A 25490-nucleotide genomic window follows, 5' to 3' on the forward strand; every position below is an offset into this window, starting at 1 on the left:
GCATGGGACAAAAAGTTAATCCGGTAGGTTTAAGATTAGGTATTAATAGGAATTGGACTTCCAGATGGTTCCCTAGCGCTCGCACCGCTCCAAGCAATATTGATGAAGACAATAAGATTAGGAAATTCCTTAAAAAAGAGCTTTATTATGCCGGCGTGAGCGAGATTGTGATTGAAAGAGCGGCTAAAAAACTGCGCGTTACGGTCGTAGCGGCTCGCCCAGGGCTTATCATTGGTAAAAAAGGCGTGGATATTGAAAAAGTTAAAGAAGGCTTAAAAACGCTCATCAAAAAAGAAGTTTCCATTAATATTAAAGAAGTCAAACGCCCCCAAGCTGACTCCCAATTAGCCGCAGAAAATGTAGCCACCCAGCTAGAAAAAAGGGTCGCTTTCCGCCGCGCGATGAAAAAAGTCATGCAAGCGGCGTTAAAATCCGGCGCTAAAGGGATCAAGGTGCGTGTTTCTGGCCGTTTAGCAGGGGCTGAAATCGCTCGCACCGAATGGTACATGGAAGGGCGTGTGCCTTTACACACCTTAAGGGCTAAGATTGATTATGGCTTTGCTGAAGCGATGACGGTATATGGTATTATTGGCGTGAAAGTGTGGATTTTCAAAGGGGAAGTTTTGCAAAAAGGTATCCAATTTGAGAAAAAAGAAGAGGCTAAAGAAGAAAGAGAGCCTAGAAGAAGCAGAAGAGGGAGGCAATAATCATGTTAATGCCAAAAAGAACAAAATACAGAAAGCAAATGAAAGGGCGCAATCGTGGGAAAGCCCATCGTGGTAACTCTATTGCGTTTGGGGATATTGCGATTAAAGCCATAGAGCATGGGAGGATCGATTCACGCCAGATTGAATCCGCAAGGGTGGCCATGACAAGGCACATTAAAAGAGCGGGCAAGGTGTGGATTAGAGTGTTCCCTGATAAGCCTTTGACCGCTAAACCTTTAGAAACCAGGATGGGTAAAGGTAAAGGCTCTGTGGAAAAATGGGTGATGAATATCAAGCCGGGCAGAATCGTTTATGAAATGCTAGGCATTGAAGAAGGACTAGCGAGAGAAGCTTTAGCGTTAGCTCAGAGCAAACTTCCTTTTAAAACCAAAATTGTAACTTGTGAGAGCGAAAATGAAATATACTGAATTGAAAGATAAGAGTATCAAGGAATTAGAAGAGTTGTTGCATGCTAAAAAAGCGGAGCTTTTTGAGTTGCGCGTTAAGTTAAAGACCATGCAATTGAGTAATCCTAACGAGATTAAGAAAACTAGAAGAAATATCGCTCGCATTAACACGGCCATTAATGCGTATTATTCTTCTAGCGTTGAGTAAAAAAAGGGTAAGCAATGAATACGAAAAAGCCGCATAAAAGGCTGGTGCAAGGCAAGGTTATCAGCAAGTTTGCTGAAAAAAGCGCTGTGATTCTTGTGGAAAGAAAAGTGGTGCATGAAAAATACCGCAAGATTGTTAAAAAGTTTAAAAAATACACCATCCATGATGAAAACAATCAGGTGAAAGTAGGAGATTTTGTGAGCGCGATTGAGTGCAGACCGCTTTCTAAAACCAAGTCTTTCACGCTTAAAGAAATTTTAGTAGTGGGAGTATAACATGATACAGAGTTTTACAAGATTGAATGTCGCTGACAATAGCGGCGCTAAAGAAATCATGTGTATTAAGGTGTTAGGAGGCAGCCATAAACGCTATGCGAGCGTGGGCAGCGTGATCGTGGCTTCCGTGAAAAAAGCTATCCCTAATGGTAAGGTGAAGCGCGGTCAAGTAGTCAAAGCCGTTGTGGTGAGAACGAAAAAAGAAATCCAAAGGAAAAATGGCTCTTTGGTGCGTTTTGATGACAATGCAGCAGTGATTTTGGACGCTAAAAAAGATCCGGTTGGCACAAGGATTTTTGGGCCAGTGAGTCGAGAAGTGCGTTACGCTAATTTCATGAAAATTATTTCTCTAGCGCCGGAGGTTGTATAATGAAAAGCGAAATCAAAAAAAATGACATGGTGAAAGTCATTGCAGGAGACGATAAGGGTAAGGTCGCTAAGGTTTTGGCGGTGTTGCCTAAGACTTCTCAAGTGGTTGTTGAAGGGTGTAAAGTGGTGAAAAAAGCGATTAAACCTACTGATGATAACCCTAAAGGGGGCTTTATCCATAAAGAAAAGCCCATGCACATTTCCAATGTGAAGAAAGCTTAAGGAGTTGGATACATGTTTGGTTTGAAACAATTTTATCAAAATGAAGTGAGGGCAAAACTCGCTCAAGAATTAGACATCAAAAACCCCATGCTTTTACCCAAGCTAGAAAAAATCGTTATCAGCGTGGGCGCTGGGGCTCATGCAAAAGACATGAAAATCATGCAAAATATCGCGCAAACGATTTCTTTGATTGTAGGGCAAAAAGCGGTTATCACTAAAGCGAAAAAATCCGTTGCAGGCTTTAAGATCAGAGAAGGCATGGCGGTAGGGGCGAAAGTTACCTTAAGGAATAAACGCATGTATAATTTCTTAGAAAAGCTGATTGTGATTTCTTTACCCAGAGTGAAAGACTTTAGAGGGATTTCACGGAATGGTTTTGATGGGCGTGGGAATTACACCTTTGGGATCAATGAGCAGTTGATTTTCCCGGAAGTGGTTTATGATGATATTATGGTCAGTCATGGCATGAACATCACTATGGTAACTTCTACAGACAACGATAAAGAAGCGTTCAAGTTGTTAGAATTGCTTGGATTGCCTTTTGCAAAAGTGAGATAAGGGGTTAATATGGCTAAAAAATCAATGATAGCAAAGGCTCAAAGGAAACCAAAATTTCAAGTAAGAGCCTATACCAGATGCCGCATTTGTGGGAGACCTCATTCGGTGTATAGGGATTTTGGACTTTGTAGGGTGTGCTTAAGAAAAATGGGCAGTGAGGGACTCATCCCGGGCTTGAGAAAAGCTAGTTGGTAAGGATAAGATATGGTAAATGATATAATTGCAGATTCATTAACTCGTTTGAGAAACGCTTCTATGCGCCGCTTAGAATTCACACAGCTTTATTACGCAAAGATCGTGGTTTCTATTTTAGAGATTTTTAAAGAAAAAGGTTTCATTAAAGATTTCAATGTCAAGGATAAAGACAAGAAACAATCGGTTTATGTGCAATTGGCTTATGATGAAAAAGGGCATTCAAAAATCAGCGAAGTGAAGCGCTTAAGCAAGCCCGGTCGTCGTGTGTATAAACAAAAAAACGAGTTGAAGCGCTTTAAAAATGGCTATGGCGTGATTGTGGTAAGCACTTCTAAAGGGGTGATCACCAACGAAGAAGCTTACAGACAAAATGTCGGTGGCGAAGTGCTTTGCAGCATTTGGTAAAGGATTGAAAATGTCAAGAATTGGGAAAAGAATCATTGAAATTCCAAGCTCTGTGCAAGCGAGCGTTGAAGGGAGCAAGCTTCTTTTTAAAAACAGCAAAGAAAAGCATGAGTTAGAAACTCACAACCGAGTGAAAATCACGCTTGAAAACAACCAATTGAGCTTCCAGCCTGTGGGCGAAGATGCGCAATCTAGGGCTTATTGGGGGACTTATGGGGCGTTAGCCAACAACATTGTAATAGGTTTAAGCACCGGTTTCACTAAGACTTTAGAAGTCAATGGTGTGGGCTATAAGGTGGCTTTGGGCAATAAAACTTTGGATTTGAGTTTGGGTTTTAGCCACCCGGTGAAATACCCTATTCCAGCGGGGATTGAGATGGTGGTGGAAAAAAACACGATCACGATCAAAGGGAGCGATAAGCAAAAAGTAGGGCAAGTCGCCGCTGAAATCAGGAGCTTCAGACCCCCAGAGCCATACAAGGGCAAGGGTGTGAAATACAGCGATGAAGTCATTATTAGAAAAGCTGGTAAAACAGCTAAAAAATAAATAAGGTGAAGTGATGAACGCAAAAGCATTGTATAAAAAGAAAGCCTTAAGAGATCGCCGAAAATTAAGGATTAAAAGCAAACTCGCAGGCGATGCGTTAAGGCCTAGGGTGAGCGTTTTTCGTTCCAACCGCTATTTCTATGCGCAAGCGATTGATGATGTTAAACAAAGCACTATAACGCATATTGACGGCAGGAAAATGGGCTTTACAAACACGCAAGAAGACGCTAAAAAATTAGGCGCTCTCTTTGCTGAAGAATTGAAAAAAGCAGGGATTGAGCGAGCGGTTTATGACAGGAATGGTTACCTCTATCATGGCGTGGTGGCAGCGTTTGCTGAAAGTTTGAGAGAGAATGGGATCGCTCTATGACAGAAAGGAAAGGTATGGAAGAGATTAACAGAGAAGAGTTTCAAGAAGTCGTTGTGAATATTGGCCGTGTAACCAAAGTGGTTAAGGGCGGTAGGCGGTTTCGTTTTAACGCTTTAGTGGTTGTGGGCAATAAAAATGGGCTTGTAGGCTTTGGCTTGGGCAAGGCTAAGGAAGTCCCTGATGCGATCAAAAAAGCGGTAGATGATGCGTTTAAAAACCTGATCCATGTAACGATTAAAGGCACGACTATCGCTCATGATATTGAGCATAAATACAACGCGAGCCGTATTTTACTCAAACCAGCAAGTGAGGGAACGGGAGTGATTGCTGGGGGTTCAACGCGCCCTATCGTGGAATTAGCAGGCATTAAGGATATTCTAACCAAATCTTTAGGCTCCAACAACCCCTATAATGTGGTGCGTGCGACTTTTGACGCTTTAGCGAAAATCAAGGCGTAGTTAAAAAGGAGATATGATAATGGGATTAGAAAATTTAAAACCGGCTAAAGGTAGCGTTAAAAAAATCAAACGAGTGGGCCGTGGTCAAGGAAGCGGCATGGGAAAGACGGCCACAAGAGGTGGTAAAGGCCAAACCGCAAGGACAGGCTATAAGGCTAAAAGAGGCTTTGAAGGAGGGCAGCAACCCTTACAACGCCGTTTGCCTAAAATAGGTTTTAGGACTAAAGACTCTCATATCTATTCTATCAATGTAGAAAAGAATGAAGCGATTAAAAATTTAGAAGAAATCACTTTTTCAAGCTTGCGCGCTTTACACCATTTCCCCCTTTATATTGAAGGCGTGAAATTGATCGGTAAAGACGCTAAAAACCTAGCTTCTAAAATTAAAGATGAGAGAATCAAAACAAGCGGGCAGAAGTAATGCCCCTATTGTATCAGCTTGATTTAAGAGGAATAGGTTATGAATAAAGCCATTGCTAGTAAGATACTCATCACTTTGGGTTTTTTATTTCTCTACAGAGTCTTAGCTTATATCCCCATTCCTGGCGTAGATTTAGCAGCGATCAAGGCTTTTTTTGACAGCAATTCCAACAACGCTTTGGGGTTGTTTAACATGTTTAGCGGGAATGCGGTTTCTCGCTTGAGCATCATCTCTTTGGGCATCATGCCCTATATCACTTCTTCCATTATCATGGAGCTTTTGAGCGCGACTTTCCCCAACCTGGCTAAAATGAAAAAAGAGCGAGACGGCATGCAAAAATACATGCAAATCGTGCGCTATTTGACCATTTTAATCACCCTAATCCAAGCGGTGAGCGTTTCAGTGGGCTTAAGGAGCATTAGCGGAGGAGCCAATGGAGCGATCATGATTGATATGCAAGTCTTTATGATCGTTTCAGCGTTTTCTATGCTTACAGGGACGATGCTGCTCATGTGGATAGGGGAGCAAATCACGCAAAGGGGCGTGGGGAATGGGATTAGCCTCATTATTTTTGCCGGGATTGTTTCAGGGATCCCATCAGCTATTTCAGGCACATTCAATTTGGTCAATACAGGCGTTATTAATATCTTAATGCTCATTGGTATTGTGCTGATTGTTTTGGCGACTATTTTTGCGATTATCTATGTGGAATTAGCCGAGCGCAGAATCCCTATTTCTTATGCGCGTAAAGTGGTGATGCAAAACCAAAACAAGCGCATCATGAATTACATTCCTATTAAGTTGAATTTAAGCGGGGTGATCCCCCCTATTTTCGCTTCAGCTTTGCTTGTGTTCCCTTCTACGATTTTACAACAAGCCACAAGCAACAAAACCTTGCAAGCGGTTGCGGATTTTTTAAGCCCGCAAGGGTATGCGTATAATATTTTGATGTTCTTACTCATCATCTTTTTCGCTTACTTTTATTCTTCTATCGTGTTCAATTCTAAGGATATTGCGGATAATTTAAGGCGTAATGGCGGGTATATTCCAGGGCTTAGGCCTGGAGATGGGACTTCATCGTTTTTAAATTCTGTAGCGAGCAAGCTCACTTTGTGGGGTTCATTGTATTTAGCGCTCATTTCTACCGTGCCTTGGATTTTGGTTAAGGCTATGGGCGTGCCTTTTTACTTTGGAGGCACGGCGGTGCTGATTGTGGTTCAGGTCGCTATTGACACCATGAAAAAGATTGAAGCACAAATTTATATGAGCAAGTATAAAACTTTAAGCGCGGTAGGCTTTTAATGGCGATCTCTATTAAAAGCCCAAAGGAAATCAAAGCTCTAAGAAAAGCTGGGGAATTAACCGCTCAAGCGTTAGCCCTTTTAGAGCGAGAAGTAAGGCCTGGGGTTTCACTTTTAGAGCTGGATAAAATGGCTGAAGATTTTATCAAATCCTCGCATGCTAGGCCTGCTTTTAAGGGGCTGTATGGATTTCCTAACTCGGTGTGCATGTCCTTAAATGAGGTGGTTATTCATGGTATTCCTACGGATTATGTTTTACAAGAAGGGGATATTATAGGCTTGGATTTGGGGGTGGAGGTGGATGGCTATTATGGCGATTCGGCCCTCACGCTTCCCATAGGCACGATAAGCCCGCAAGATGAAAAATTGCTCGCTTGCTCTCAAGAGAGTTTGATGCATGCCATTAATTCAATTAGAGTGGGCATGCATTTTAAAGAGTTGAGCCAGATTTTAGAGGGTGCTATTGTAGAAAGAGGTTTTGTGCCTTTGAAGGGATTTTGCGGGCATGGCATTGGTAAAAAACCCCATGAAGAGCCAGAAATCCCCAACTACCTAGAAAAAGGCGTCAAAGCTAATAGCGGCCCTAAAATCAAAGAGGGCATGGTATTTTGCTTAGAGCCTATGGTGTGTCAAAAACAGGGCGAGCCTAAAATACTAGCGGATAAGTGGAGCGTGGTTTCAGTGGATGGGCTTAACACAAGCCACCATGAGCATACTATCGCCATAGTTGGCAATAAAGCAGTGATTCTTACGGAGCGTTAATGGCAAGAGATGATGTTATAGAAGTGGATGGGAAAGTGATTGAGGCGTTGCCTAACGCCACTTTTAAGGTGGAGTTAGACAATAAGTATGTGGTGTTGTGCCGTATTTCTGGAAAGATGCGCATGCACTATATTAGGATTGCTTTAGGCGATAGGGTTAAGCTAGAGCTTACGCCCTATAGCTTAGACAAGGGTCGGATAACTTTTAGATATAAATGAATTTAAGGGTTATTTCAATGAAAATATGTTAGTATAAAGGTTTTTAGTAGTGCCTAATTTTTTCAAAGGAGAAAAATCATGAAAGTCAGGCCATCAGTGAAAAAGATGTGCGATAAGTGCAAAATCATTAAAAGAAGGGGCGTTATTAGAGTGATCTGCGCTACCCCTAAACACAAACAAAGACAAGGATAAAGCATGGCAAGGATTGCTGGTGTGGATTTACCAAAAAAGAAGAGAGTGGAGTATGCCCTTACCTATATTTATGGGATTGGGCTTAAGAGTTCCAGAGAGATTTTAGAAGCGGTAGGCATTTCTTTTGACAAGCGCGTGCATGAATTGAGCGAAGATGAAGTGTCTAGCATCGCTAAAAAAATCCAACAAAGCTACCTAGTAGAGGGCGATTTGCGTAAAAAAGTTCAAATGGATATTAAATCTTTAATGGACTTAGGGAATTATCGTGGGATCAGGCATCGTAAGGGTCTTCCTGTAAGAGGCCAAACCACTAAAAATAATGCTAGGACTCGTAAGGGTAAGAAAAAAACCGTGGGTAGCAAGTAGCGGATAAGGAGATGATGATTTAATGGCTAAGAGAAATGTAACGGCTAAAAAGAAAGTAGTCAAAAAGAATATTGCTAGAGGGGTTGTTTATATTTCAGCGACCTTTAATAATACCAACATCACTATCACTGATGAAATGGGCAATGTGATTTGCTGGAGCACGGCGGGCGGTTTAGGGTTTAAAGGCTCTAAAAAATCCACTCCTTATGCGGCCCAACAAGCTGTAGAAAGCGCTCTAAGCAAGGCTAAAGAGTATGGCGTTAAAGAAGTGGGCATTAAGGTTCAAGGGCCAGGCAGTGGGCGTGAGACCGCCATTAAGAGCGTGGGCGCGACAGAGGGCGTTAAAGTGCTTTGGATTAAAGACATCACCCCGCTCCCTCATAATGGTTGCAGACCCCCTAAAAGAAGAAGAGTGTAAGGAGGCTTTATGGCAAGATATAGAGGTGCAGTAGAAAGACTAGAAAGGCGTTTTGGGGTTTCTTTAGCTTTAAAAGGTGAAAGGCGATTGAGCGGGAAGAGCGCGCTAGATAAAAGGGCTTATGGGCCAGGCCAGCATGGGCAAAGACGCACTAAGACTTCTGATTACGGGTTGCAGTTGAAGGAAAAGCAAAAAGCTAAAATGATGTATGGCATTTCTGAAAAGCAATTTAGGAGTATTTTTGTGGAAGCCAATCGCTTGGACGGCAATACGGGTGAAAACCTTATCCGTTTAATTGAAAGAAGATTGGACAATGTTGTCTATCGCATGGGGTTTGCGACCACTAGAAGCTCTGCTAGGCAATTGGTAACGCATGGGCATGTGCTTGTGGATGGTAAGCGTTTGGATATTCCTTCTTATTTCGTGCGTTCAGGGCAAAAAATTGAGATCAAAGAAAAAACCAAGAGCAACCCTCAAGTGGTGCGCGCGATGGAATTGACAGCTCAAACAGGGATTGTGCCATGGATTGATGTGGAAAAAGATAAAAAATACGGCATCTTCACCCGCTACCCTGAAAGAGAAGAAGTGGTTGTCCCTATTGAAGAAAGACTCATTGTAGAATTGTATTCTAAGTAAGGGGTTAGAGCATGAAAGTTATCAAAACAGCACCTTTGATCCCATCAGAAATTAAGGTGCTAGAGAAAGAGGGCAATCGGGTTAAGATTTCTCTGGCTCCATTTGAGTTTGGTTACGCTGTTACGCTCGCTCATCCTATTAGAAGACTCTTGCTTTTAAGCTCTGTGGGGTATGCTCCTGTAGGTTTAAAGATTGAAGGTGTGCATCATGAGTTTGACTCATTAAGGGGGGTTACTGAAGATGTGTCGCTTTTTATCATGAATTTAAAGAATATCCGCTTTATAGCTAAGGCGTTAGTGGGGCAGGATAGCTCTTTAGAAAACCAATCGGTTGTGGTGGATTATTCTTTTAAAGGGCCTATGGAGCTTAGGGCTAGGGATTTGAATTCTGAGCATATAGAAATTGTCAATCCGGAAATGCCCCTAGCGACAATCAACGAAGACGCTCAATTGAATTTTTCGCTCATTATCTATAAAGGAATGGGGTATGTCCCAAGCGAAAACACAAGGGAATTGATGCCTGAGGGCTACATGCCATTAGACGGCTCTTTCACGCCGATTAAAAAGGTCGTTTATGAGATTGAAAACGTTTTGGTTGAGGGCGATCCCAACTATGAAAAAATCATTTTTGATATTGAAACAGACGGGCAGATTGACCCTTATAAAGCGTTTTTATCAGCGGTGAAAGTGATGAGCAAGCAACTAGGCGTTTTTGGCGAAAGACCCATTGCTAACACGGAGTATTCAGGCGATTACGCTCAAAGAGATGACGCTAAAGATTTGAGCGCTAAGATTGAAAGCATGAATTTGAGCGCTAGGTGTTTTAATTGCTTGGATAAAATCGGCATCAAGTATGTGGGCGAACTCGTGTTGATGAGCGAAGAAGAGCTTAAGGGCGTGAAGAACATGGGTAAAAAATCCTATGATGAAATCGCTGAAAAATTGAATGATTTGGGCTATCCGGTAGGCACAGAATTAAGCCATGAACAAAGAGAGAGTTTAAAGAAAAGATTAGAAAAATTAGAAGATAAAGGAGGTAACGACTGATGAGACACAAACACGGATACCGCAAGCTTGGGAGAACCAGCTCGCACAGAAAGGCGTTATTAAAGAATTTAGCGATCGCTTTGATTGAGCATAACAAAATTGAAACAGGGATTTATAAGGCTAAGGAGTTGCGCAGTTACATTGAGAAATTAACGACAGCGGCTCGTGTGGGCGATTTTAATGCACACCGCCATGTTTTTGCGTATTTGCAAAACAAAGAAGCCACCCACAAGCTTGTAACCGAAATTGCGCCCAAATACGCGCAAAGGAACGGCGGATACACCAGAATCCAACGCACCACTTTTAGAAGAGGGGACGCTTCCACTCTGGCCACCATTGAATTTGTATGAAATTTGATGAACTGCTAGCCAAGATTTAGTCTTGGTTGGTGGTTATCGCTTTGATTTTGTCTTTTTAAAAGAAGCACTCAAAAGCTTTGACTTTGTTTTATTGATCATGAAATTTAAAAAATGCTAAAAAACATTTTCTGTGATCAAAATATAAAAGAGCTTAGTCAAGCGACAATCTCAAAACGGCAAAAATAAAGTAACTAAAACCCTATTTTTTAAAAAATTAAAATAAACTCAAAACTCGCTTCTATCCCACCCTTTAATTGAGCGGTATTTCTTGCATTTTTATTGAGATTTCCAATTGGTTTGATGATTTTAAGAAATCCAACTGCTGAAGATTGAGTTAGATGGATTGTTTTTTTAGACATGCTAGATATTGGTTATTCCTTTATGCTAAACTGCTTTGGATTTTAGCCGATGTAGGTGATGGGTTGATTTGTTCGCTTTGTAGTGGTTTTGTTAAAAAAATTATGAACTCCTATCATTGTGTCCGTCACACAATGCACATTAAAAACACTAAACCTACCGCCTCCACGCAAAGCGAAACTGAATCAATCTTTCTCTACTTGCTAACTCAAATGCTCCTTAACCTGTCGCAATATACAGACAAAAACTTGCCTAACAAAACCCGCTTATAAGAATTTCTGATACACCAACACCACCGATTTAGGTGTAGAGCTAAGGCTAAAAAAATGATCTGTAGCTTCATTGAGCGAGCCAGAAAAGAGCGTTTTTAAACGCAAGTTTTTTAAGGGGTATTTGAGGTTTTTAGAAGTGAATTGGGCTTTAAGATCCAGGCTAAAAAGCGAGAATTGTTCCCCTTTAAAACTGGGCAAAGTAAAAGGGGTTTCTAACACCCTAAAAAGGCCATAGTATATTAAAATTAGCCTTTTTATTATCAAAATACCTGCGATTTTAGCCGCTATCAACCACACTACAAGGCTACTTTTATATTGTTGTTAGGCTTATGGCAGTATTTCCTACGCTACACATTTGGTGAATGGTATGCCTAGAATCGGAAAGCCCAATACAACAAGAACAGTGCCTTTCACAGATTTAGAAAAATACACCCAATAATAACGCGCATGCAATAAAACCTGATGATGATTGTTAATCTGTGATCTTTAATTTTTGACGCAACAAAGCCTAAAAACCTTAAAAAATCATTCCTCCCACAAACCCTTTAATTTTTTCTAGCATGGCGTTTTCATTGTTTAAATTTTCTTCTATGATTTTGACTAACGCTGAGCCGCAAATCACGCCATCAGCACCCATTTCTTTAGCGTTTTTGATGTGTTCTTTTTGAGAAATGCCAAAGCCCAGTAAGGCGGGGGTGGGGCTAAAGGCTTTTAAGGTTTTGATGATCGTGCTTGCATCGTTCTCTAGAGCATGGCTTATCCCTGTAACCCCACTCCTGGCTAAAGTGTAGATATAGCCTTGCGAATGCGTAGCGACTTGTTCTAAATCTTTACTGCTCGCATTAGGGCTGGCGATAAAGATTTGTTTGATTTGGTGTTTTTGAGCGGATTTGATGACTAATTCTTTTTCTATTAGGGGCATGTCCGCTATTAAAACGCTATCCACGCCACATTCTTTGATTTGAGCGTAAAAGCCATCAACGCCATAAGAAAAAATGAGATTCGCATACGCTAAAAGCCCTATGGGAATATTGTGGTTGTAACCTCTAATCTTTTTTAAAAGCTGGAAATTTTTAGCCATGCTAGCGTGTTTTAACGCTCTTAAATGGCTCGCTTGTATGGTAACGCCATCCGCTACAGGATCAGAAAAAGCAAAACCCAATTCTAAAGCGCTCACCCCGCTAATAATTAGGGTTTTAATGATTTCAAAACTCAATTCATAATGTGGATCGCCCAAGGTTACAAACGGGATAAACGCCATTTTTTTGTGTTTTTTTAAGGTTTCAAACATGTTTTGATACCTCATTTTAAACCCCCTTTTAAAGCGTTATAAACGGTGCTTAAATCCTTATCCCCCCGACCGCTTAAATTCACTACGATGATGCTTTCTTCTTCGCATTTTTGAGCGAGCTTTAAGGTATACGCTAAGGCGTGTGAGCTTTCTAGTGCTGGGATAATGCCTTCTTTTTGGCACAACAAGCTAAAGGCTTCTAGCGCTTCAGCATCGCTTGCGCTTTCATAAACCGCACGCCCACTTTTTTTTAAATAGCTGTGTTCTGGCCCCACTCCTGGATAATCAAGCCCGGCACTAATGCTATGGCTTTCTGCAATCTGGCCTTCATCATCTTGTAAAAGATAGGTTTTATTCCCATGCAAAATCCCCACACGCCCTTTATTCAAAGTCGCCCCATGTTTATTAGTCTCTAGCCCTAAACCGGCAGGTTCTACGCCTATGAGTTTAACCTCTTTATCGTTTAAAAACGCGCTAAATATCCCTATAGCGTTAGACCCTCCTCCAACGCATGCGATCACATAATCAGGCAAGCGGTTTTCTTTTTCTAAAATTTGGCTTTTAACCTCATCGCCTATCATTTTTTGAAAGGTTTTAACCATTGTGGGGTAAGGGTGCGGCCCGGCGGCTGTGCCTAGCAAATAATGCGTGTCCTTGTAACTGCTCGCCCAATCTCTTAAGGCTTCATTCACGGCGTCTTTAAGCGTCGCACTCCCTGAATTAACTTCTCTCACTTCAGCGCCTAATAAGCGCATTCTAAAAACATTCATTTCCTGGCGCTTGATGTCTTTTTCTCCCATAAAAATCACGCATTTTAAATTCAATAACGCGCAAGCGATAGCCGTTGCAACGCCATGCTGCCCAGCGCCTGTTTCAGCAATAATCCTTGTTTTACCCATTTTTTTCGCTAAAAGGGCTTGCCCTAAAGCCTGATTAGTCTTGTGCGCCCCACCATGGATTAAATCTTCTCGTTTTAGATAAAGCTTAACTTTAGGGTTAGAAACGATGTTTTGACACAAGGTTAAAGGGCTAGGACGGCCCACAAAATCCTTTAAAAGACGAAAATATTCTTTTTGGAATTTTTCATCTTTCAAACACGCATCAAACGCCTGTTCTAATTCTCTTAATGCAGGCACTAATAACTCCGAAACAAAACTCCCTCCAAACTCCCCAAAATACGCTTTTTTATTCATTTTAATACTCTCTTAAAATTCGGGCTAACCGCTTGATTTTATCCTTATTTTTAATCCCAGGGCTTGTTTCTAAACCTGAATTGAAATCCAAACCCAACGCTTTAACTTTCAAGGCTTTTTGAATATTATCCAAATTAAGCCCACCAGCTAACATGAAAGGCGTTTTGACATTTTCTAAAATACCCCAATCAAAACTCACGCCATTGCCTCCCATTTTATCCTCCTTAGTGTCGTATAAGATTAGAGAAGCTTCTTTAACTTTAGGCGCTAAATCGTTAGCGCTCATCACACTCACTACCTGCCAAATCGCGCAAGTTTTAGGGAGCGATTTTTTTAATTGAGCGATTTCTTGTTGTGAATAGCCATAAAGCTGCACCGCTTTTAAATCAAGCTTTTTAGCGATTTTTTGAATTTTTTTAATCCTATCTTTCACAAACACGCCCACAAAATCCAATTTTTTAACCGCTTTTGTGATTTTTAGGGCTTCTTTAGGCTTGATGTATCTTGGCGAAGATTTTTCAAAAATCAAACCTCCATAAATAAAATGGTTTTTATAAACGGCTTTAGCGTCTTTAATTCTTGTAAGCCCGCACACTTTATTTTCGCCTAAAATCAATTTAATACACGCTTTTCTCAAATCCTTTTCTTTCATTAAAGAGCTACCCACTAAAAAGCCATTCACATAAGGGGCTAGGGCTTTGATTTGCGCATGCGAATAAATACCAGACTCGCTGATAATGAGTGCGTCTTTAGGCAAAAGGGGGCGTAATTTGAGCGTGTGGTTAATGTCGGTTGTCAGGGTGTGTAAATCCCTGTTATTGATGCCGATAATGTCGTATTGGAGTTTGAGCAAGCGCTTGATTTCTTGCTGGTTGGAAACTTCAGTTAGCACACTCATGTTTAAGGATTTGGCGAGGTTGAAAAGCTCTAAATAATTCTTATCATCTAACGCGCTTAACATTAAAAGCACCGCATTAGCCCCCATAACCCTAGCGAGTTTGATTTGAAAAGCGTCAATGATAAAATCTTTACACAAAATGGGCTTAGTGGAATGCTGCGAAACGATCTTAATGTTTTCATAAGAGCCTAAAAAATGTTTAGAATCCGCTAAAACCGAAATGCAAGAGGCGAATTTTTCATAAGTCTTGGCTATTTTTAGCAAATCAAAATCTTTTCTGATCAGGCCTTTAGAGGGCGATGCTTTTTTGCATTCTAAAATAAAGCTGGTTTTTTTTTCTAGTAACGCCTTTTTAAAATCCCTGTCGCTTGGGTTTATGCTTATCGGTAAAGCGTGGTTTTTTTTGAGATCAGAGACTTCTAGGAGCTTGTCTTTAAGGATGTTTTCTAACACGCTAGGCATGGCTTAGCCTTATGATTTTTTGCAAATGCGTATAAGGTGCTTTGGTTTTTAAATGCTCTAAAGTCATGCTCACGCCCTCTTTTAAATCTTTAGCTTTATGGCTTAAATACAACAAACTCGCCACATTCGCCACAACCACCATTGTATGCGAATTTTTGCCTCTATTTTCTAAAATATCTAAACACGCCTGAACGCTTTCTTGTGCGTTTTCAATCTGCAATTCTTTCAAATCATAGGGGGGTAAATCAAAATCTTTAGCGCTCAAGTCATACTCTAAAATTTCATTATTTTTCAATTCACACGCATGCGTAATATCATGCAACACGATTTCATCCGTCCCCCCTCCATTAACCACCATCGCCCTTTTAACGCCTAAAGCCTTTAATGCTAGCGCCATAGTCTTGCACAAGGATTTGTCATACACGCCTAAAAGCTGGATTTTGGGCCTTAAGGGGTTGATTAAAGGCCCTAAGCAATTGAAAATCGTTTTAGTGAAAAGTTCTTTTCTTAAAGGGGCGGATTTTTTAAAACTTTGATGGTATAAAGGTGCGAATAAAAACCCAAAATGCGTTTGTTTGAAACAATTTTCTAATTGCGTGGGATTCATTTCAATATTCACGCCCAAATTTTCCAACAAATCCGCACTCCCGCTATGACTAGACACGCTTCTTGATCCGTGTTTGGCCATAGATAACCCCATAGAGCTGGCAATGAGTGCTGCAATCGTGCTGATGTTAATCGTTTTTAACCCATCGCCCCCTGTGCCGCAATTGTCTATCAAATCCAAGCCGCTATCAAAAGGCTTAGGGGCATGCTCTAAAAGCGTGGTTGCAGCAACGCTAATCTCCTTAAAGCTCTCGCCCTTGATTTTTAAAGCGCATAAAACCGCCCCAAGTTGCACCGGGCTTACTTTTTCGTTGACAATAAGGGTGAATAATTTTTTGACTTCTTCATCGTTTAAGTCTTTTTGATGATACAGAGCGTTTAAAATCTCTTTCATGATAACCCTTCTAAAAACCCCACGCTTTGCTCTAACAACGCTCTCCCTTGTAAAGTCATGATGCTTTCAGGGTGGAATTGATAGGCTAAAATTTTATCTTCTTCATTGATAATGGCCATAGGGATATTGTCATGCTCAGCGATCACTTCTAAATTTTTAGGCAACCCGCTTGCCATTAAAGAATGGTAACGCCCCACCACCATGCTCTCCCCTAATCCTTTAAAAACGGCATGCTTTTTGAGTGCAATAGTCGTCGCTTTGCCATGCACGATTTCTTTACTCCTTATGATTTTAGCCCCATAGCTTTGTGCTAAAGCTTGCAAGCCTAAACAAACCCCTAAAATGGGGAATTTCTTTTTAGCCATTTCAATGATTTTTAAAAGATTGCCTGAACTGCTAGGGTTACCAGGCCCGGGTGAAATGAACAATAAAGGCGTTTTTATTTCTTCATTCATTAACCCCATAAGATAACTCGGATCAATATCGTTTTGATAAACAGCCACTTCATAACCCAAACACTCTAATTCATACACCAAATTATAAGAGAAAGAATCAAAATTATCTATAAAAAAGATTTTCATAAGCTTGTTTTCCTGATCGCATCAATAAGGGCTTGCGCTTTGGCTCTCGTTTCATTCGCTTCGTTTTGCGGCACGCTGTCTAACACAATACCGGCTCCTGCTTGGATCAGCGCCCTATTGTTTTTGACAAAACATGAACGGATGGTGATGCAAGAATCCATAGAACCCTCGCTGTTTAAATACCCCACACTCCCCCCATAAGAGCCTCTCCTTTGCTTTTCTAATTGGTAAATGAGCCTGATCGCAGAGATTTTAGGCGCCCCGCTGAGCGTGCCGGCGTTCATAAAACTCCTGTAAGCATGCAAACTATCGCACCCTTTTTTCAATTCCCCCACAACCCTTGAGACTAAATGCATGACATTGGAATATTTATCCACCTTTAAAAGCTTATCGCAATAGCGCTTTTTTGAAACTCTGGCCATGTCGTTTCTGGCTAAATCCACTAGCATGATGTGTTCAGCCCTTTCTTTATAGTCGTGTTGCAAATCAAATTCCATTTTACTATCCAAATCGTAATCAATATTCCCTTGTTTGTCCTTACCTCTTAAACGAGTGCCAGCAATGGGATAAATTTCAGCCGTATTCATTAGGGCGTTGTATTTTAAAGCACTCTCAGGGCTTGCCCCAAAAAGAATAAAATCGCTGTCTTTGATATAAAACATATAGGGGCTAGGGTTAGAGAGCTTTAAATGATAATACGCACTCAAACCCTCCAAGCACTCCATATAAAAGCTGCGCGACAACACCGCTTGAAAGATCTCGCCTTTTTTGATTTCTTCTTGTAAGGATAGCACTCTTTTTTCAAACTCGCTATCATCGCAATTAACGCTAATTTCTGTGCTTTGCTTGGATTTTTTAGGGACAAAATCGCTTTTGATGTTTTTGGCCAACTCTTTTAAATCCTGTAATTCTTTAGCTATCTCTGTTTTAAAGCGTTCATCAAAACACGCCCCCAAAATTTCAGCGCTTTTTTCTTTATGGTCTATGATGATCAAATTTTGCGCGACATAAAATATAAAGTCATGTGCGGTGTTGTCTTGTGCTTTTAAGTTAGGTAAATCTTCAAAAAAATTGAGCATTTCAAAAGAAAAAACGCCCGCGCTTAAAAGCGTAAAGGGGTGTTTGGGTTTTGTTTTAACGCTTTTAAAAAGCCCCCTTAAAGCGTCAAAAGGGCTAGGTTCAAAGAGTTTTAAAAACTCATCTTGCGTTTTTTTATTTTTGGTGTAGGTTAAAGTTAGGGCGTTGTCTTGTATAGGCGTCTTAAAAAACGCGCTCAATGTTTGCAAAAACGCCCCGCCATTAGGCGTTAGGCTAGTGATGGTTACGATATTGTGGTTGCAAATGAGCTTCAAACAGGCTTTAGCCATTAATAGGGATTTGGTGTGCACTTTGCTCTCAATCTCAGCGCTTTCAAAAAGCAAGGTGTGCTCGCGCTCTAATTTTTCATAAAGAGCTAGGGGATAGGGAATGTAAGGGGCTTTTTCTATGAGACTAACCATCAATTTCTTTACGCTAAAAATAAACTCGTATTCTACAAGAAATAGATAAATGGGCAATAAATTAATAGCCTTATAGAGTCTGCAAGGACTAATCTAACTTAAACTCAAATTGGATTTTTCAAGGTTCAATTTATGAGGAAATTAGAAATTTTAATTAGGAATGCGAAAAACCACTTTAATCAGATTCAACTTTTGAGCGTTGTTAAGGCTACTTGTGTGGTGCTTGTTGTCGTTATCTTTCTTGTGTGCAAGAAAGATTGGGTGCGATAAATTCAATAATATTCTCGCTTTCTTTTTTGATGTCAATCAAACCCATATCGTTTGAGCCATTAGGTGGGGTGATGCCTAAAAAACGCTCATTGAAAGGCCGCCATCTGGCAATAGAGGCGCTGAGTTCGTTAGGATAAAACCCGATAGATTGGTTGTCAAATAAAGCGTTCACATGCAAAGGGCCTGAAGCGTTCCCGATATAGACGCTTAAATTCGCGCACAATTTGGCTAAATCCACTAAACTATGACTCGTATCATAGAGGTGAGCGAAAGGGACTTTTTTAAAGAGTTCTTCTGTGGCTTTCCTCTCGCCTGGCCCGCAAATAAGAATGATCTCACAACTCAAATTCTTGTATAAAAAATCAATCAGCTCAATGAAATGCGAAGTAGGCAATACGGGCGAACTGCCTCCGCTATGCATATGCACGCCAATCCACAACAAACCAACATCAGCGTTGAGTTTTGAAGCGATGATGGATCGCTCTTTGGATTTGTCTTTAAGCTTCCATGCGATTTTTTTAAATTGAGCGTTAGGGAGGTTGTGATCTTTACAAAACGCATGGATTAAGTCCAAATTGTATTCGTATTCGGTTTTTAAACACAGCGATCGGCTTTGGCGCACGCTCTTTTGATACAGCCAAGAATAGATTTTAGTCTTTGGGGCTAGGATATAAGGAATAAATTTCCTCAAACTAAAAGCGAGTCTGGCGTTTTTAAAATTAGAAAATAAAAAGATAAGAGCGTCAATGGGTTTATTTTTGAGAGTGGCGCTCAAACGGTTATCTTCTATAATGACTTCATCAATGAAAGGGAATTCTAAAGCGATTGGGGTGGTATAGCTAGGCACAACCACGCCCAAATACACTTCCTTGCCTTTTTCTAAAAAAGCATGCTTTAGAGCGATTAAAGCGGGTATGGCTAAAATAAAATCGCCTAACTTGTCGTTACGGATCACAAAAACTTTTTGAGAGTTTTCTTTATCTTTGCATTTTAAATCTTCAAACCCTACAAAATCCATAACTCCGCCTAAGAGATCAAATTTTTTGTCATGTTAGCAAAAATCGTTCTTATGCGATGGATAAATTTTATTTTTTATTCTGCCATGCTTTTATAGGCTCATCTTCCCATGTGCCATAGAGAGAGTTGGGTAAAATGATCCATTCTGTGCCGAATTTTTGAGCGTTTTGCAAGACTTTAGCCCGTTGTTCTTGGCTGTTTTTAGCGTCTTTAGCAAAAAGTGCGTCAAAATCATGCAAAGTGTCGCCCACTTGTAAAACAATCGCATAATCCTTAGCGACTAATTCTCGCCTAACGGCTTTAGGCTTGCCTTTTTCTTTCAATAAAACGGATTCTTCACTCACTTGGGGGAGTTTAAAACTTTTGAGCGTTTTTAAAGTGAATGCCTTATTTTTTTGCGTGCGGTTAGAAATGTAAAAAATCTTAACGCCCTTAGAATTAGCGTATTCTAAAAAGTCTAGCGCTCCAGGAACGAGCGTGAGAGAGCCTTCTTTTTCAAATTTATCCCAAGTTTCTGGGGTGTATTTAATGCAATTTTTGACTAAATAGCCCGCATAATCAAAAGTGTTTAAAACGGTTTCATCTAAATCCAAGATGACGGCTGGCTTTTTGTCTTTAACGAGCTTGAGATTATTGTCTAGCGCCATTTTCGCCATTTTGTAACTTTGCAATTGCAAGGCTCTGATCTCAGCGCTTTGCTGATGATACTTAACGCTTCTTGTTAGGGGCGAAACGCATTCTTTGGCATTTAAAACACTCATCAAACTCAATCCTAATAAAACTGATGCAAGGGTCTTTTTTATCATAACAACACCTACCTAATGGGGATTTTTTGTATTATACCTTAAAACAGATAATTAGGAGTGTTTTACCATTAACCAATTTGTTGTATAGTTGGCGTTTTTAATTCAAAATGAAGTGAGGAAACAATGAAAAAAGCGTTAATGTTCACCCTTTTGGGCGTTAGTCTGGCGTTTGCAAAACCTTATACGATTGATAAGGCAAACTCTAGCGTGTGGTTTGAGGTCAAACACTTCAAATTCAATGAAACAAGAGGCGTGTTTGATAGTTTTGATGGCAAAATTGATGCCGATCCTAATACCAAGGCTCTCAATGTTTTTGAAGGCAAAATTGATATTAAAAGCATTAACACCAGGAACAAAAAAAGAGACGACCACCTAAAAACAGCAGAGTTTTTTGATGCCATGAAATACCCCAAAGGGAGCTTTAAAATGACCAAATACGAAGATGGTAAAATCCATGGGGATTTGACTCTTCGTGGCGTAACCAAACCTGTCGTATTGGAAGCCAAAATCCAAGCCCCCTTACAAAACCCCATGAATAAAAAAGAATTCATGGTGCTACAAGCTGAAGGCAAAATCAACCGCAAGGATTTTGGTATCGGTAAAACCTTTAGCGATGCTGTCGTTGGAGATGAGGTAAAAATTGAGCTCAAACTAGAAGCTTACGCTCAATAATCGTTTTGCAAGAGATAGATATTTTCTTCTCTTGCGTTTTTCTAATGGCACAAAAACTTTTATTCAACTTTGATACGCCATATCCCAAAACAGATATTCATATTCGCTTGTAGTGATAAAAATCTCCTTTAATTTTTCAATTTCTTGTTTTGAAGAAGCGAGGGTGAGAAAATCAAGCAAATTGATATTCCAATTTACGCACGCTTGAAATTCTTTGGAACTATAGCCCTTAATCCAATGCCCATAAAAGGCATGTTCTAAAGCGTTGGGGATTTGGCTTAAATTTTGTGCGATCACTAAATAGCTCCAAGCGCAAGCCAGAACAGCCGCTGCAACTTCTTTGATAGAACCCTTAAACCCTTCAGCGAGCATGTAGCTTGTATAGGATTTATTCGCTAGAGTGGGGCACGCGTTTTGCAATTCCATTTGAGTGATTTGAAGTTCTCTAATGTAATGGTTATGGATACTCATCTCGTTATTTAAAATGTCTTGTATAGCGTTAGAAAACTCCCTCATCACCGCTTCATCACAAGCCTTAACTACGCCCAAAGCAAACACTTTAGCGTATTCTAAAAGAAACAAATAATCCTGAATGATATAAAAACGAAATTTATCTCTTTCTAAAGTCCCACGCCCTATGCCTTGAACGAACGGATGGGAAATACAATCCCCCCAAATAGATTGTGCATTTTGATACAGATATTGTGAAACTTGCATTTTTACACTCCTAAAATCCATTCAACGCATTCTAACACGAAAGCTTGTGATATGGTATAAAAATTTGTTGTTAAAAAGATTTGTGAGTGGGCTCTTGTTTTCAAAAATTGAACGCTGTATTAAAATATCTGTGATTTTGAATAGCGATTAATGATATTATAGGGCTTGTATTGGTTGTTTAAGACTGGCTATCCTTTGTAATCATACAAAGGTTAATTCCATCTCGCTCTGTAGGTTTTGATTTTTAGAAGTTTTTATTATGGGAACTTGTAGTATGGCACTTACAAGATAGGAGTCAATCTTAGATGCATGGTTTCAAACCTATTACAGAGCGAGATGGAATTAACCTTACCATTTATGATTGGTTTAACCTCTGTATGAAGCCATATCGGCCAAAACTCAAAATAGTTTAGCATAAAAATAAAAAAGCGTCTAATATATTCAAAATAGGCGTTCAATTTTTAAGCGGTTGGTGTAAAAACGCACTTAAAGGCTTTAATGCTTGAAACTTAACGCTCTAAAACGCTTAAAAAATACTAAAACCATAAAACCAATGATTTACCTTAATCCTGTAATTTGTGTAGAAACAAAACGCTTATTGAGTTTTTGTGATATTTAGCTGATTTGTAACAATGCTTTGAATGCGATTGTGGTATAAATATTCTTATCAAGGTGTGCCAAACATGCCTTGAATCTCAATTTTTGAATCTCAATTTTATGAAAGGATTTGTTATGAGTGGATTAAGAACTTGTGTAGTGGTTTTATGCGGTGCAATGTCTAATGTGGCTATAGCTGGTCCTAGAATAGAGGCAAGGGGTGAATTAGGCAAACTTATAGGGGGTGGTGTTGGGGGTTTTGTTGGTGATAAAATTGGAGGAGCAATTGGGGTTCCTGGAGGTCCAGTGGGTATTGGATTAGGTAGAAGTTTTGGTCATGAAATAGGGAGAGAATTTGGTCGTGAAATAGGCGATAGGGTAGAAGATTATATCCGTGGTGTTGATAGAGAGCCGCAAGCTCCAAGAGAACCCACCTATGATCGTCATTTTGTGTATGATAGGTAGTTTTGGGGGAGAAAGGAGAGAGCATGAACATCAAAAAGCGTTTGAGCGATTGGGAATATCAATGGGCAGTGGCTATAGTCTATGCGGGATGTATATCCACAATTCCTCATAGCCTAGGCGCTGTCGATCCACTTTTTAGCCCTAAAGATAGTTATTATGCATGGCTAACACTCTTAATAGCGGCTTTGTTGTCTAACCTTTTATTTGACCCACGAGGTAGGGATCGTTATAAATCTTTCCAAGTAAGATACCCTAGGTTTCTCAAAGCCATTTTTAAGGCTAGGTTTTTTGGTGCGTTTCATGACGCTGTGTTAGGATCAAGACTAAGGGATTTTTATGTGGCGCTTTTAACGATGCCCTTTATTGCCGCTATCCATGAAATTTCAGCGTATTGCGGGCATCCTAGCAATCTCCTTATAGAGGGTTTGGTTATGCTTGGCTTTCTTGTGTGTTTTGGGATTTGTTCTAGGCTTTGCGCTAAATGGGGGTGGTGATTTAACCCAAATGTCATTAAATGGAGGGGGGAGTAAAAAATTAAAGAAACTTTAAAGCGCGTTCTCACTGATTTGTGTTACAATAAGGAGCATTTAAGGGGTGCTTTTTAAAACGCTCAAGTTTTTAAAAGGCTGAGATCAAACCCGTAGAACTTGTCAAGGTAATTCTTGCGTAAGGAATAGCATGTTAATAACCACCCAACTATCCAGACGATTTTACGCCACGCTCATTCTTTCTTGTGTGTTTTTGATCGTTACTAATATCCTTGTCAAAGGCTCGTTTATCAATCTTTTAGCGGGGCTTAGTGGGGTTTTGTATGCGTTTTTTGCCGGAGAAAGGCAAACGATTTGCTTTGTGTTTGGTCTTGTTTATAATTTGAGTTACGCTTATGTCGCTTATCAGTGGAAATTAAACGCTGATGTGATTTTATGCCTTTTTTTGTATATGCCAGTAACGATTTATGGGCTATTCGCATGGAAAAAGACAGAGCAGCATGAAGGCGCTATTAAGGCTCAAAAACTTCCCAAAAATTGGCGTTTTATACTCGTTTTAGGCATAGGGGTTTTAACTTATGCGAGCGCTTTGTTTTTCAAAGAGATTAAAACGAATTTTTTATGGGCAGAGAGTTTTAATTTCGTCATTTTTATTATTGCTTTTATTTTACAGGTTTTGCGCTATGTGGAGAATTATGCACTAGTAACTTTGGGGAATGTCGTGTCCATTATCGTGTGGTTTTGTATTTTTCAAATTTCTACAGAGAGCTTGGTGCAACTCTTCACAACGATTCTATACCTTTTTATTGGCTTGTATTATTTTAACCGCTGGAATAAGTCATGCAAGCAGTGATTTTAGCGAATGGGGAGTTTCCTAAATCTCAAAAATGCTTAGACATTTTAAAAAACGCCCCCTTTTTAATCGCATGCGATGGGGCTGTTATATCATTGCATGCGCTTCAATTCAAACCCAGCGTTGTTATAGGCGATCTAGATAGCATTGATTCGCATTTGAAAGCCTTGTATCACCCTATATGCGTGAGCGAACAAAACAGCAACGATTTATCCAAAGCCTTTTTTTATGCTTTGAATAAAGGCTGTGATGATTTTATTTTTTTAGGGTTGAATGGCAAGCGAGAAGATCACGCTTTAGCGAACACTTTTTTATTGTTGGAGTATTTTAAATTTTGCAAAAAAATCCAAGCCGTAAGCGACTATGGTCTTTTTAGGGTGTTAGAAACCCCTTTTACTTTACCTAGTTTTAAAGGGGAACAAATCTCGCTTTTTAGCCTGGATCTTAAAGCCCAATTCACTTCTAAAAACCTCAAATACCCCTTAAAAAACTTGCGTTTAAAAACGCTCTTTTCTGGCTCGCTCAATGAAGCTACAGATCATTTTTTTAGCCTTAGCTCTACACCTAAATCGGTGGTGTTGGTGTATCAAAAATTCTTATAAGCGGGTTTAATTCTTATAAGTCTTTACACCCACAACTACCACCGCAATAAAAATTACGATAAGCAAAACAATGGAGATCTCATATTCTTTTGAGTCGGTTTTATTGAGATTTTAATTGCTATTTGCAATATCTTTTACAAAACGATAGAGAGAGTGTAACAAAATGAGAGTGAAAAACGATGCGAACATGAATAAGCATAAGGCAATTAAACCATCTAGCCCTTTCTTATCAAAAATAGCCAAATTAATTTTAAGCCCACTATCAAACGCCATAAAGATAGCAGTAAAGATCCCAAGAATAGCAACAAAATCTCTTTTTGTGTTGTCAATTTGTCTCTTTATGGTGCTGGTTTGGTTTGTTATGCCACTAATTTCTTCTTTAAGGCTTTTAGGCTCTGTTGCGTCAAAAAATTAAAGATTACAGACTAACAATCATCAAGCTTTATTGCATGCGCGTTATTATGGCGTTAGCGTAGAAAATACCGCCATAAGCCTAACAACAAGAGATAGCCTTGTAGTGTGGTTGATAACGGCTTAAAATCGCAGAACTATTGATTGTTTAGTCCTTTTCGTCTTCGGGTTCTATGTCTATTGTGTCATCATATTTAATTCCAGGTTTATTTTTTTGTGTTGGGTAACCATAATAGATTTCTAGAAGTTCTCTTTGAACTTGAAATTCTTCTTCCATAAGTTTCTTTTCTCTTTCAACAGATTCTTTTTTTCTCTTAAAAGATTCTCATTCTTGTGTAAAAAATTCTCGTCCTTGCGCCTCGCTTTTTTCTTTTATTTCAAGTTGAATACCTCTTTCTTCAAGTTGTCTTTCCTTTTCTACAAGCATTTTAGATCTTATGTCAGCTAGTTTGCGCCACTTCGGTTCCATGTGGGCTTTCATGTCTGTTTCCGGGAGACTATTGTGAGCGATTTTCATCCTACGAGTAATAGTATTCTTTTTCTCATTGTTATGATTATTTGTATTCATAAAAATCCTTTACGATTGATTTAAAACTTTT

General features: G+C 39.8%; 37 protein-coding genes and 2 pseudogenes. 28 read left to right on the forward strand and 11 right to left on the reverse strand.

Annotation, left to right across the window (positions count from 1 at the left end):
* Positions 1–2: 2 nt before the first annotated feature.
* The 22 genes from rpsC (at position 3) to rplQ (ending at position 10431) form a co-directional block, all read left to right on the forward strand.
* A complete protein-coding gene (rpsC, locus tag KX581_RS05115) occupies positions 3–707 on the forward strand; it encodes a 30S ribosomal protein S3 (RefSeq protein ID WP_000529978.1) in 705 nt (234 codons plus the stop codon).
* Between the two features lie 2 nt (positions 708–709).
* A complete protein-coding gene (gene rplP / locus KX581_RS05120) occupies positions 710–1135 on the forward strand; it encodes a 50S ribosomal protein L16 (RefSeq protein WP_000928961.1) in 426 nt (141 codons plus the stop codon).
* Positions 1122–1322: a 50S ribosomal protein L29 gene (gene rpmC / locus KX581_RS05125; RefSeq protein WP_000877899.1), complete on the forward strand. Its 201-nt coding sequence runs from the start codon at positions 1122–1124 to the stop codon at positions 1320–1322. The genes rplP and rpmC overlap by 14 nt, the downstream gene beginning before the upstream one ends.
* A gap of 14 nt (positions 1323–1336) precedes the next feature.
* Positions 1337–1597, forward strand: a complete 261-nt coding sequence (gene rpsQ / locus KX581_RS05130; protein ID WP_001093079.1) for a 30S ribosomal protein S17 — start codon at positions 1337–1339, stop codon at positions 1595–1597.
* A gap of 1 nt (position 1598) precedes the next feature.
* A complete protein-coding gene (gene rplN / locus KX581_RS05135) occupies positions 1599–1967 on the forward strand; it encodes a 50S ribosomal protein L14 (RefSeq protein ID WP_000616110.1) in 369 nt (122 codons plus the stop codon).
* Positions 1967–2188, forward strand: coding sequence for a 50S ribosomal protein L24 (rplX, locus tag KX581_RS05140; protein ID WP_000834238.1), 222 nt, complete (start codon positions 1967–1969; stop codon positions 2186–2188). The genes rplN and rplX overlap by 1 nt, the downstream gene beginning before the upstream one ends.
* A gap of 12 nt (positions 2189–2200) precedes the next feature.
* Positions 2201–2746: a 50S ribosomal protein L5 gene (gene rplE, locus KX581_RS05145; RefSeq protein WP_075646386.1), complete on the forward strand. Its 546-nt coding sequence runs from the start codon at positions 2201–2203 to the stop codon at positions 2744–2746.
* Positions 2747–2755: 9 nt separating this feature from the next.
* Positions 2756–2941: a type Z 30S ribosomal protein S14 gene (locus KX581_RS05150; protein ID WP_001085694.1), complete on the forward strand. Its 186-nt coding sequence runs from the start codon at positions 2756–2758 to the stop codon at positions 2939–2941.
* 9 nt (positions 2942–2950) lie between these two features.
* Positions 2951–3346, forward strand: coding sequence for a 30S ribosomal protein S8 (gene rpsH, locus KX581_RS05155; protein ID WP_000245805.1), 396 nt, complete (start codon positions 2951–2953; stop codon positions 3344–3346).
* 10 nt (positions 3347–3356) lie between these two features.
* Positions 3357–3893 (forward strand): 50S ribosomal protein L6, encoded by a 537-nt coding sequence (gene rplF / locus KX581_RS05160; protein WP_000086596.1) that lies wholly within the window; start codon positions 3357–3359, stop codon positions 3891–3893.
* A 13-nt stretch (positions 3894–3906) separates the two neighbouring features.
* A complete protein-coding gene (gene rplR / locus KX581_RS05165; protein WP_231175768.1) occupies positions 3907–4263 on the forward strand; it encodes a 50S ribosomal protein L18 in 357 nt (118 codons plus the stop codon).
* 14 nt (positions 4264–4277) lie between these two features.
* Positions 4278–4721 carry a 30S ribosomal protein S5 gene (gene rpsE, locus KX581_RS05170; protein WP_001860543.1) on the forward strand — a complete coding sequence of 148 codons (444 nt, stop codon included), beginning with the start codon at positions 4278–4280 and terminating at the stop codon, positions 4719–4721.
* Positions 4722–4740: 19 nt separating this feature from the next.
* Positions 4741–5142 carry a 50S ribosomal protein L15 gene (rplO, locus tag KX581_RS05175; protein WP_000522167.1) on the forward strand — a complete coding sequence of 134 codons (402 nt, stop codon included), beginning with the start codon at positions 4741–4743 and terminating at the stop codon, positions 5140–5142.
* Between the two features lie 39 nt (positions 5143–5181).
* A complete protein-coding gene (secY, locus tag KX581_RS05180; protein WP_180629567.1) occupies positions 5182–6444 on the forward strand; it encodes a preprotein translocase subunit SecY in 1263 nt (420 codons plus the stop codon).
* On the forward strand, positions 6444–7205 hold the full coding sequence (gene map, locus KX581_RS05185) for a type I methionyl aminopeptidase (RefSeq protein WP_047418351.1): 762 nt from the start codon (positions 6444–6446) through the stop codon (positions 7203–7205). Before secY ends, map begins: the two co-directional genes overlap by 1 nt.
* Positions 7205–7423, forward strand: coding sequence for a translation initiation factor IF-1 (gene infA / locus KX581_RS05190; RefSeq protein WP_024115714.1), 219 nt, complete (start codon positions 7205–7207; stop codon positions 7421–7423). Before map ends, infA begins: the two co-directional genes overlap by 1 nt.
* 78 nt (positions 7424–7501) lie before the next feature.
* Positions 7502–7615, forward strand: a complete 114-nt coding sequence (gene rpmJ / locus KX581_RS05195) for a 50S ribosomal protein L36 (RefSeq protein WP_000868339.1) — start codon at positions 7502–7504, stop codon at positions 7613–7615.
* A gap of 3 nt (positions 7616–7618) precedes the next feature.
* Positions 7619–7981: a 30S ribosomal protein S13 gene (gene rpsM, locus KX581_RS05200; RefSeq protein WP_000090809.1), complete on the forward strand. Its 363-nt coding sequence runs from the start codon at positions 7619–7621 to the stop codon at positions 7979–7981.
* Between the two features lie 22 nt (positions 7982–8003).
* The gene (gene rpsK / locus KX581_RS05205; RefSeq protein ID WP_180510579.1) at positions 8004–8399 is read left to right on the forward strand and encodes a 30S ribosomal protein S11; all 396 of its coding nucleotides are present in this window, start codon (positions 8004–8006) and stop codon (positions 8397–8399) included.
* A 9-nt stretch (positions 8400–8408) separates the two neighbouring features.
* Positions 8409–9035, forward strand: a complete 627-nt coding sequence (gene rpsD / locus KX581_RS05210; protein ID WP_000135258.1) for a 30S ribosomal protein S4 — start codon at positions 8409–8411, stop codon at positions 9033–9035.
* 11 nt (positions 9036–9046) lie between these two features.
* Entirely contained in the window at positions 9047–10081 is a 1035-nt protein-coding gene (locus tag KX581_RS05215) for a DNA-directed RNA polymerase subunit alpha (RefSeq protein ID WP_000864525.1), read from the forward strand.
* On the forward strand, positions 10081–10431 hold the full coding sequence (gene rplQ / locus KX581_RS05220) for a 50S ribosomal protein L17 (protein ID WP_001216119.1): 351 nt from the start codon (positions 10081–10083) through the stop codon (positions 10429–10431). Before KX581_RS05215 ends, rplQ begins: the two co-directional genes overlap by 1 nt.
* A 632-nt stretch (positions 10432–11063) precedes the next feature.
* On the opposite strand, the pseudogene KX581_RS05225 reads toward rplQ, so the two are convergent.
* The 9 genes and pseudogenes from KX581_RS05225 to KX581_RS05265 form a co-directional block, all read right to left on the reverse strand.
* A pseudogene (locus tag KX581_RS05225) lies at positions 11064–11303 on the reverse strand (hypothetical protein); the annotation flags it as partial.
* Between the two features lie 283 nt (positions 11304–11586).
* Positions 11587–12375: a tryptophan synthase subunit alpha gene (trpA, locus tag KX581_RS05230; RefSeq protein WP_231175769.1), complete on the reverse strand. Its 789-nt coding sequence runs from the start codon at positions 12373–12375 to the stop codon at positions 11587–11589.
* Complete coding sequence (trpB, locus tag KX581_RS05235; protein WP_231175770.1) at positions 12372–13553, reverse strand: tryptophan synthase subunit beta; 1182 nt, start codon at positions 13551–13553, stop codon at positions 12372–12374. Before trpB ends, trpA begins: the two co-directional genes overlap by 4 nt.
* Before the next feature lies 1 nt (position 13554).
* Complete coding sequence (trpCF, locus tag KX581_RS05240; RefSeq protein ID WP_231175771.1) at positions 13555–14913, reverse strand: bifunctional indole-3-glycerol-phosphate synthase TrpC/phosphoribosylanthranilate isomerase TrpF; 1359 nt, start codon at positions 14911–14913, stop codon at positions 13555–13557.
* Entirely contained in the window at positions 14906–15913 is a 1008-nt protein-coding gene (gene trpD / locus KX581_RS05245) for an anthranilate phosphoribosyltransferase (RefSeq protein WP_231175772.1), read from the reverse strand. Before trpD ends, trpCF begins: the two co-directional genes overlap by 8 nt.
* Entirely contained in the window at positions 15910–16494 is a 585-nt protein-coding gene (locus KX581_RS05250) for an aminodeoxychorismate/anthranilate synthase component II (RefSeq protein WP_180403586.1), read from the reverse strand. Before KX581_RS05250 ends, trpD begins: the two co-directional genes overlap by 4 nt.
* Positions 16491–17993 (reverse strand): anthranilate synthase component I, encoded by a 1503-nt coding sequence (gene trpE, locus KX581_RS05255; protein WP_231175792.1) that lies wholly within the window; start codon positions 17991–17993, stop codon positions 16491–16493. The genes KX581_RS05250 and trpE overlap by 4 nt, the downstream gene beginning before the upstream one ends.
* A gap of 232 nt (positions 17994–18225) precedes the next feature.
* The gene (locus KX581_RS05260; protein ID WP_231175773.1) at positions 18226–19281 is read right to left on the reverse strand and encodes a glycosyltransferase family 9 protein; all 1056 of its coding nucleotides are present in this window, start codon (positions 19279–19281) and stop codon (positions 18226–18228) included.
* 67 nt (positions 19282–19348) lie between these two features.
* On the reverse strand, positions 19349–20086 hold the full coding sequence (locus tag KX581_RS05265; RefSeq protein WP_120863722.1) for a 5'-nucleotidase, lipoprotein e(P4) family: 738 nt from the start codon (positions 20084–20086) through the stop codon (positions 19349–19351).
* A gap of 123 nt (positions 20087–20209) precedes the next feature.
* Here KX581_RS05265 and KX581_RS05270 point away from each other — a divergent pair, with 123 nt between their 5' ends.
* Positions 20210–20758, forward strand: a complete 549-nt coding sequence (locus tag KX581_RS05270; RefSeq protein ID WP_000709818.1) for a YceI family protein — start codon at positions 20210–20212, stop codon at positions 20756–20758.
* Between the two features lie 63 nt (positions 20759–20821).
* On the opposite strand, the gene tenA is transcribed toward KX581_RS05270, so the two are convergent.
* Entirely contained in the window at positions 20822–21475 is a 654-nt protein-coding gene (gene tenA, locus KX581_RS05275; protein ID WP_120872798.1) for a thiaminase II, read from the reverse strand.
* A gap of 732 nt (positions 21476–22207) precedes the next feature.
* Here tenA and KX581_RS05280 point away from each other — a divergent pair.
* The 5 genes from KX581_RS05280 (at position 22208) to KX581_RS05300 (ending at position 24895) form a co-directional block, all read left to right on the forward strand.
* Positions 22208–22537, forward strand: a complete 330-nt coding sequence (locus KX581_RS05280; protein ID WP_180629551.1) for a pantothenate kinase — start codon at positions 22208–22210, stop codon at positions 22535–22537.
* Between the two features lie 23 nt (positions 22538–22560).
* A complete protein-coding gene (locus tag KX581_RS05285; protein ID WP_231175774.1) occupies positions 22561–23031 on the forward strand; it encodes a hypothetical protein in 471 nt (156 codons plus the stop codon).
* 184 nt (positions 23032–23215) lie between these two features.
* Positions 23216–23878: a nicotinamide riboside transporter PnuC gene (gene pnuC, locus KX581_RS05290; RefSeq protein WP_180630149.1), complete on the forward strand. Its 663-nt coding sequence runs from the start codon at positions 23216–23218 to the stop codon at positions 23876–23878.
* The gene (locus KX581_RS05295) at positions 23866–24480 is read left to right on the forward strand and encodes a thiamine diphosphokinase (protein WP_220965594.1); all 615 of its coding nucleotides are present in this window, start codon (positions 23866–23868) and stop codon (positions 24478–24480) included. The genes pnuC and KX581_RS05295 overlap by 13 nt, the downstream gene beginning before the upstream one ends.
* A gap of 187 nt (positions 24481–24667) precedes the next feature.
* A complete protein-coding gene (locus KX581_RS05300) occupies positions 24668–24895 on the forward strand; it encodes a hypothetical protein (RefSeq protein WP_231175775.1) in 228 nt (75 codons plus the stop codon).
* 144 nt (positions 24896–25039) lie between these two features.
* On the opposite strand, the pseudogene KX581_RS05305 reads toward KX581_RS05300, so the two are convergent.
* Positions 25040–25459, reverse strand: a pseudogene (locus KX581_RS05305) (hypothetical protein).
* Positions 25460–25490 lie beyond the last annotated feature (31 nt).

This window comes from Helicobacter pylori, assembly GCF_021062735.1.
GTDB classification, from domain to species: Bacteria; Campylobacterota; Campylobacteria; order Campylobacterales; family Helicobacteraceae; genus Helicobacter; species Helicobacter pylori_DN.

Coding starts and splice junctions, on each gene's coding strand:
- rpsC (WP_000529978.1), top strand. CDS start 3: ATGGGACAAAAAGTTAATCCGGTAGGTTTAAGATTAGGTATTAATAGG.
- rplP (WP_000928961.1), top strand. CDS start 710: ATGTTAATGCCAAAAAGAACAAAATACAGAAAGCAAATGAAAGGGCGC.
- rpmC (WP_000877899.1), top strand. CDS start 1,122: ATGAAATATACTGAATTGAAAGATAAGAGTATCAAGGAATTAGAAGAG.
- rpsQ (WP_001093079.1), top strand. CDS start 1,337: ATGAATACGAAAAAGCCGCATAAAAGGCTGGTGCAAGGCAAGGTTATC.
- rplN (WP_000616110.1), top strand. CDS start 1,599: ATGATACAGAGTTTTACAAGATTGAATGTCGCTGACAATAGCGGCGCT.
- rplX (WP_000834238.1), top strand. CDS start 1,967: ATGAAAAGCGAAATCAAAAAAAATGACATGGTGAAAGTCATTGCAGGA.
- rplE (WP_075646386.1), top strand. CDS start 2,201: ATGTTTGGTTTGAAACAATTTTATCAAAATGAAGTGAGGGCAAAACTC.
- KX581_RS05150 (WP_001085694.1), top strand. CDS start 2,756: ATGGCTAAAAAATCAATGATAGCAAAGGCTCAAAGGAAACCAAAATTT.
- rpsH (WP_000245805.1), top strand. CDS start 2,951: ATGGTAAATGATATAATTGCAGATTCATTAACTCGTTTGAGAAACGCT.
- rplF (WP_000086596.1), top strand. CDS start 3,357: ATGTCAAGAATTGGGAAAAGAATCATTGAAATTCCAAGCTCTGTGCAA.
- rplR (WP_231175768.1), top strand. CDS start 3,907: ATGAACGCAAAAGCATTGTATAAAAAGAAAGCCTTAAGAGATCGCCGA.
- rpsE (WP_001860543.1), top strand. CDS start 4,278: ATGGAAGAGATTAACAGAGAAGAGTTTCAAGAAGTCGTTGTGAATATT.
- rplO (WP_000522167.1), top strand. CDS start 4,741: ATGGGATTAGAAAATTTAAAACCGGCTAAAGGTAGCGTTAAAAAAATC.
- secY (WP_180629567.1), top strand. CDS start 5,182: ATGAATAAAGCCATTGCTAGTAAGATACTCATCACTTTGGGTTTTTTA.
- map (WP_047418351.1), top strand. CDS start 6,444: ATGGCGATCTCTATTAAAAGCCCAAAGGAAATCAAAGCTCTAAGAAAA.
- infA (WP_024115714.1), top strand. CDS start 7,205: ATGGCAAGAGATGATGTTATAGAAGTGGATGGGAAAGTGATTGAGGCG.
- rpmJ (WP_000868339.1), top strand. CDS start 7,502: ATGAAAGTCAGGCCATCAGTGAAAAAGATGTGCGATAAGTGCAAAATC.
- rpsM (WP_000090809.1), top strand. CDS start 7,619: ATGGCAAGGATTGCTGGTGTGGATTTACCAAAAAAGAAGAGAGTGGAG.
- rpsK (WP_180510579.1), top strand. CDS start 8,004: ATGGCTAAGAGAAATGTAACGGCTAAAAAGAAAGTAGTCAAAAAGAAT.
- rpsD (WP_000135258.1), top strand. CDS start 8,409: ATGGCAAGATATAGAGGTGCAGTAGAAAGACTAGAAAGGCGTTTTGGG.
- KX581_RS05215 (WP_000864525.1), top strand. CDS start 9,047: ATGAAAGTTATCAAAACAGCACCTTTGATCCCATCAGAAATTAAGGTG.
- rplQ (WP_001216119.1), top strand. CDS start 10,081: ATGAGACACAAACACGGATACCGCAAGCTTGGGAGAACCAGCTCGCAC.
- trpA (WP_231175769.1), bottom strand. CDS start 12,375: ATGAGGTATCAAAACATGTTTGAAACCTTAAAAAAACACAAAAAAATG.
- trpB (WP_231175770.1), bottom strand. CDS start 13,553: ATGAATAAAAAAGCGTATTTTGGGGAGTTTGGAGGGAGTTTTGTTTCG.
- trpCF (WP_231175771.1), bottom strand. CDS start 14,913: ATGCCTAGCGTGTTAGAAAACATCCTTAAAGACAAGCTCCTAGAAGTC.
- trpD (WP_231175772.1), bottom strand. CDS start 15,913: ATGAAAGAGATTTTAAACGCTCTGTATCATCAAAAAGACTTAAACGAT.
- KX581_RS05250 (WP_180403586.1), bottom strand. CDS start 16,494: ATGAAAATCTTTTTTATAGATAATTTTGATTCTTTCTCTTATAATTTG.
- trpE (WP_231175792.1), bottom strand. CDS start 17,993: ATGGTTAGTCTCATAGAAAAAGCCCCTTACATTCCCTATCCCCTAGCT.
- KX581_RS05260 (WP_231175773.1), bottom strand. CDS start 19,281: ATGGATTTTGTAGGGTTTGAAGATTTAAAATGCAAAGATAAAGAAAAC.
- KX581_RS05265 (WP_120863722.1), bottom strand. CDS start 20,086: ATGATAAAAAAGACCCTTGCATCAGTTTTATTAGGATTGAGTTTGATG.
- KX581_RS05270 (WP_000709818.1), top strand. CDS start 20,210: ATGAAAAAAGCGTTAATGTTCACCCTTTTGGGCGTTAGTCTGGCGTTT.
- tenA (WP_120872798.1), bottom strand. CDS start 21,475: ATGCAAGTTTCACAATATCTGTATCAAAATGCACAATCTATTTGGGGG.
- KX581_RS05280 (WP_180629551.1), top strand. CDS start 22,208: ATGAGTGGATTAAGAACTTGTGTAGTGGTTTTATGCGGTGCAATGTCT.
- KX581_RS05285 (WP_231175774.1), top strand. CDS start 22,561: ATGAACATCAAAAAGCGTTTGAGCGATTGGGAATATCAATGGGCAGTG.
- pnuC (WP_180630149.1), top strand. CDS start 23,216: ATGTTAATAACCACCCAACTATCCAGACGATTTTACGCCACGCTCATT.
- KX581_RS05295 (WP_220965594.1), top strand. CDS start 23,866: ATGCAAGCAGTGATTTTAGCGAATGGGGAGTTTCCTAAATCTCAAAAA.
- KX581_RS05300 (WP_231175775.1), top strand. CDS start 24,668: ATGAATAAGCATAAGGCAATTAAACCATCTAGCCCTTTCTTATCAAAA.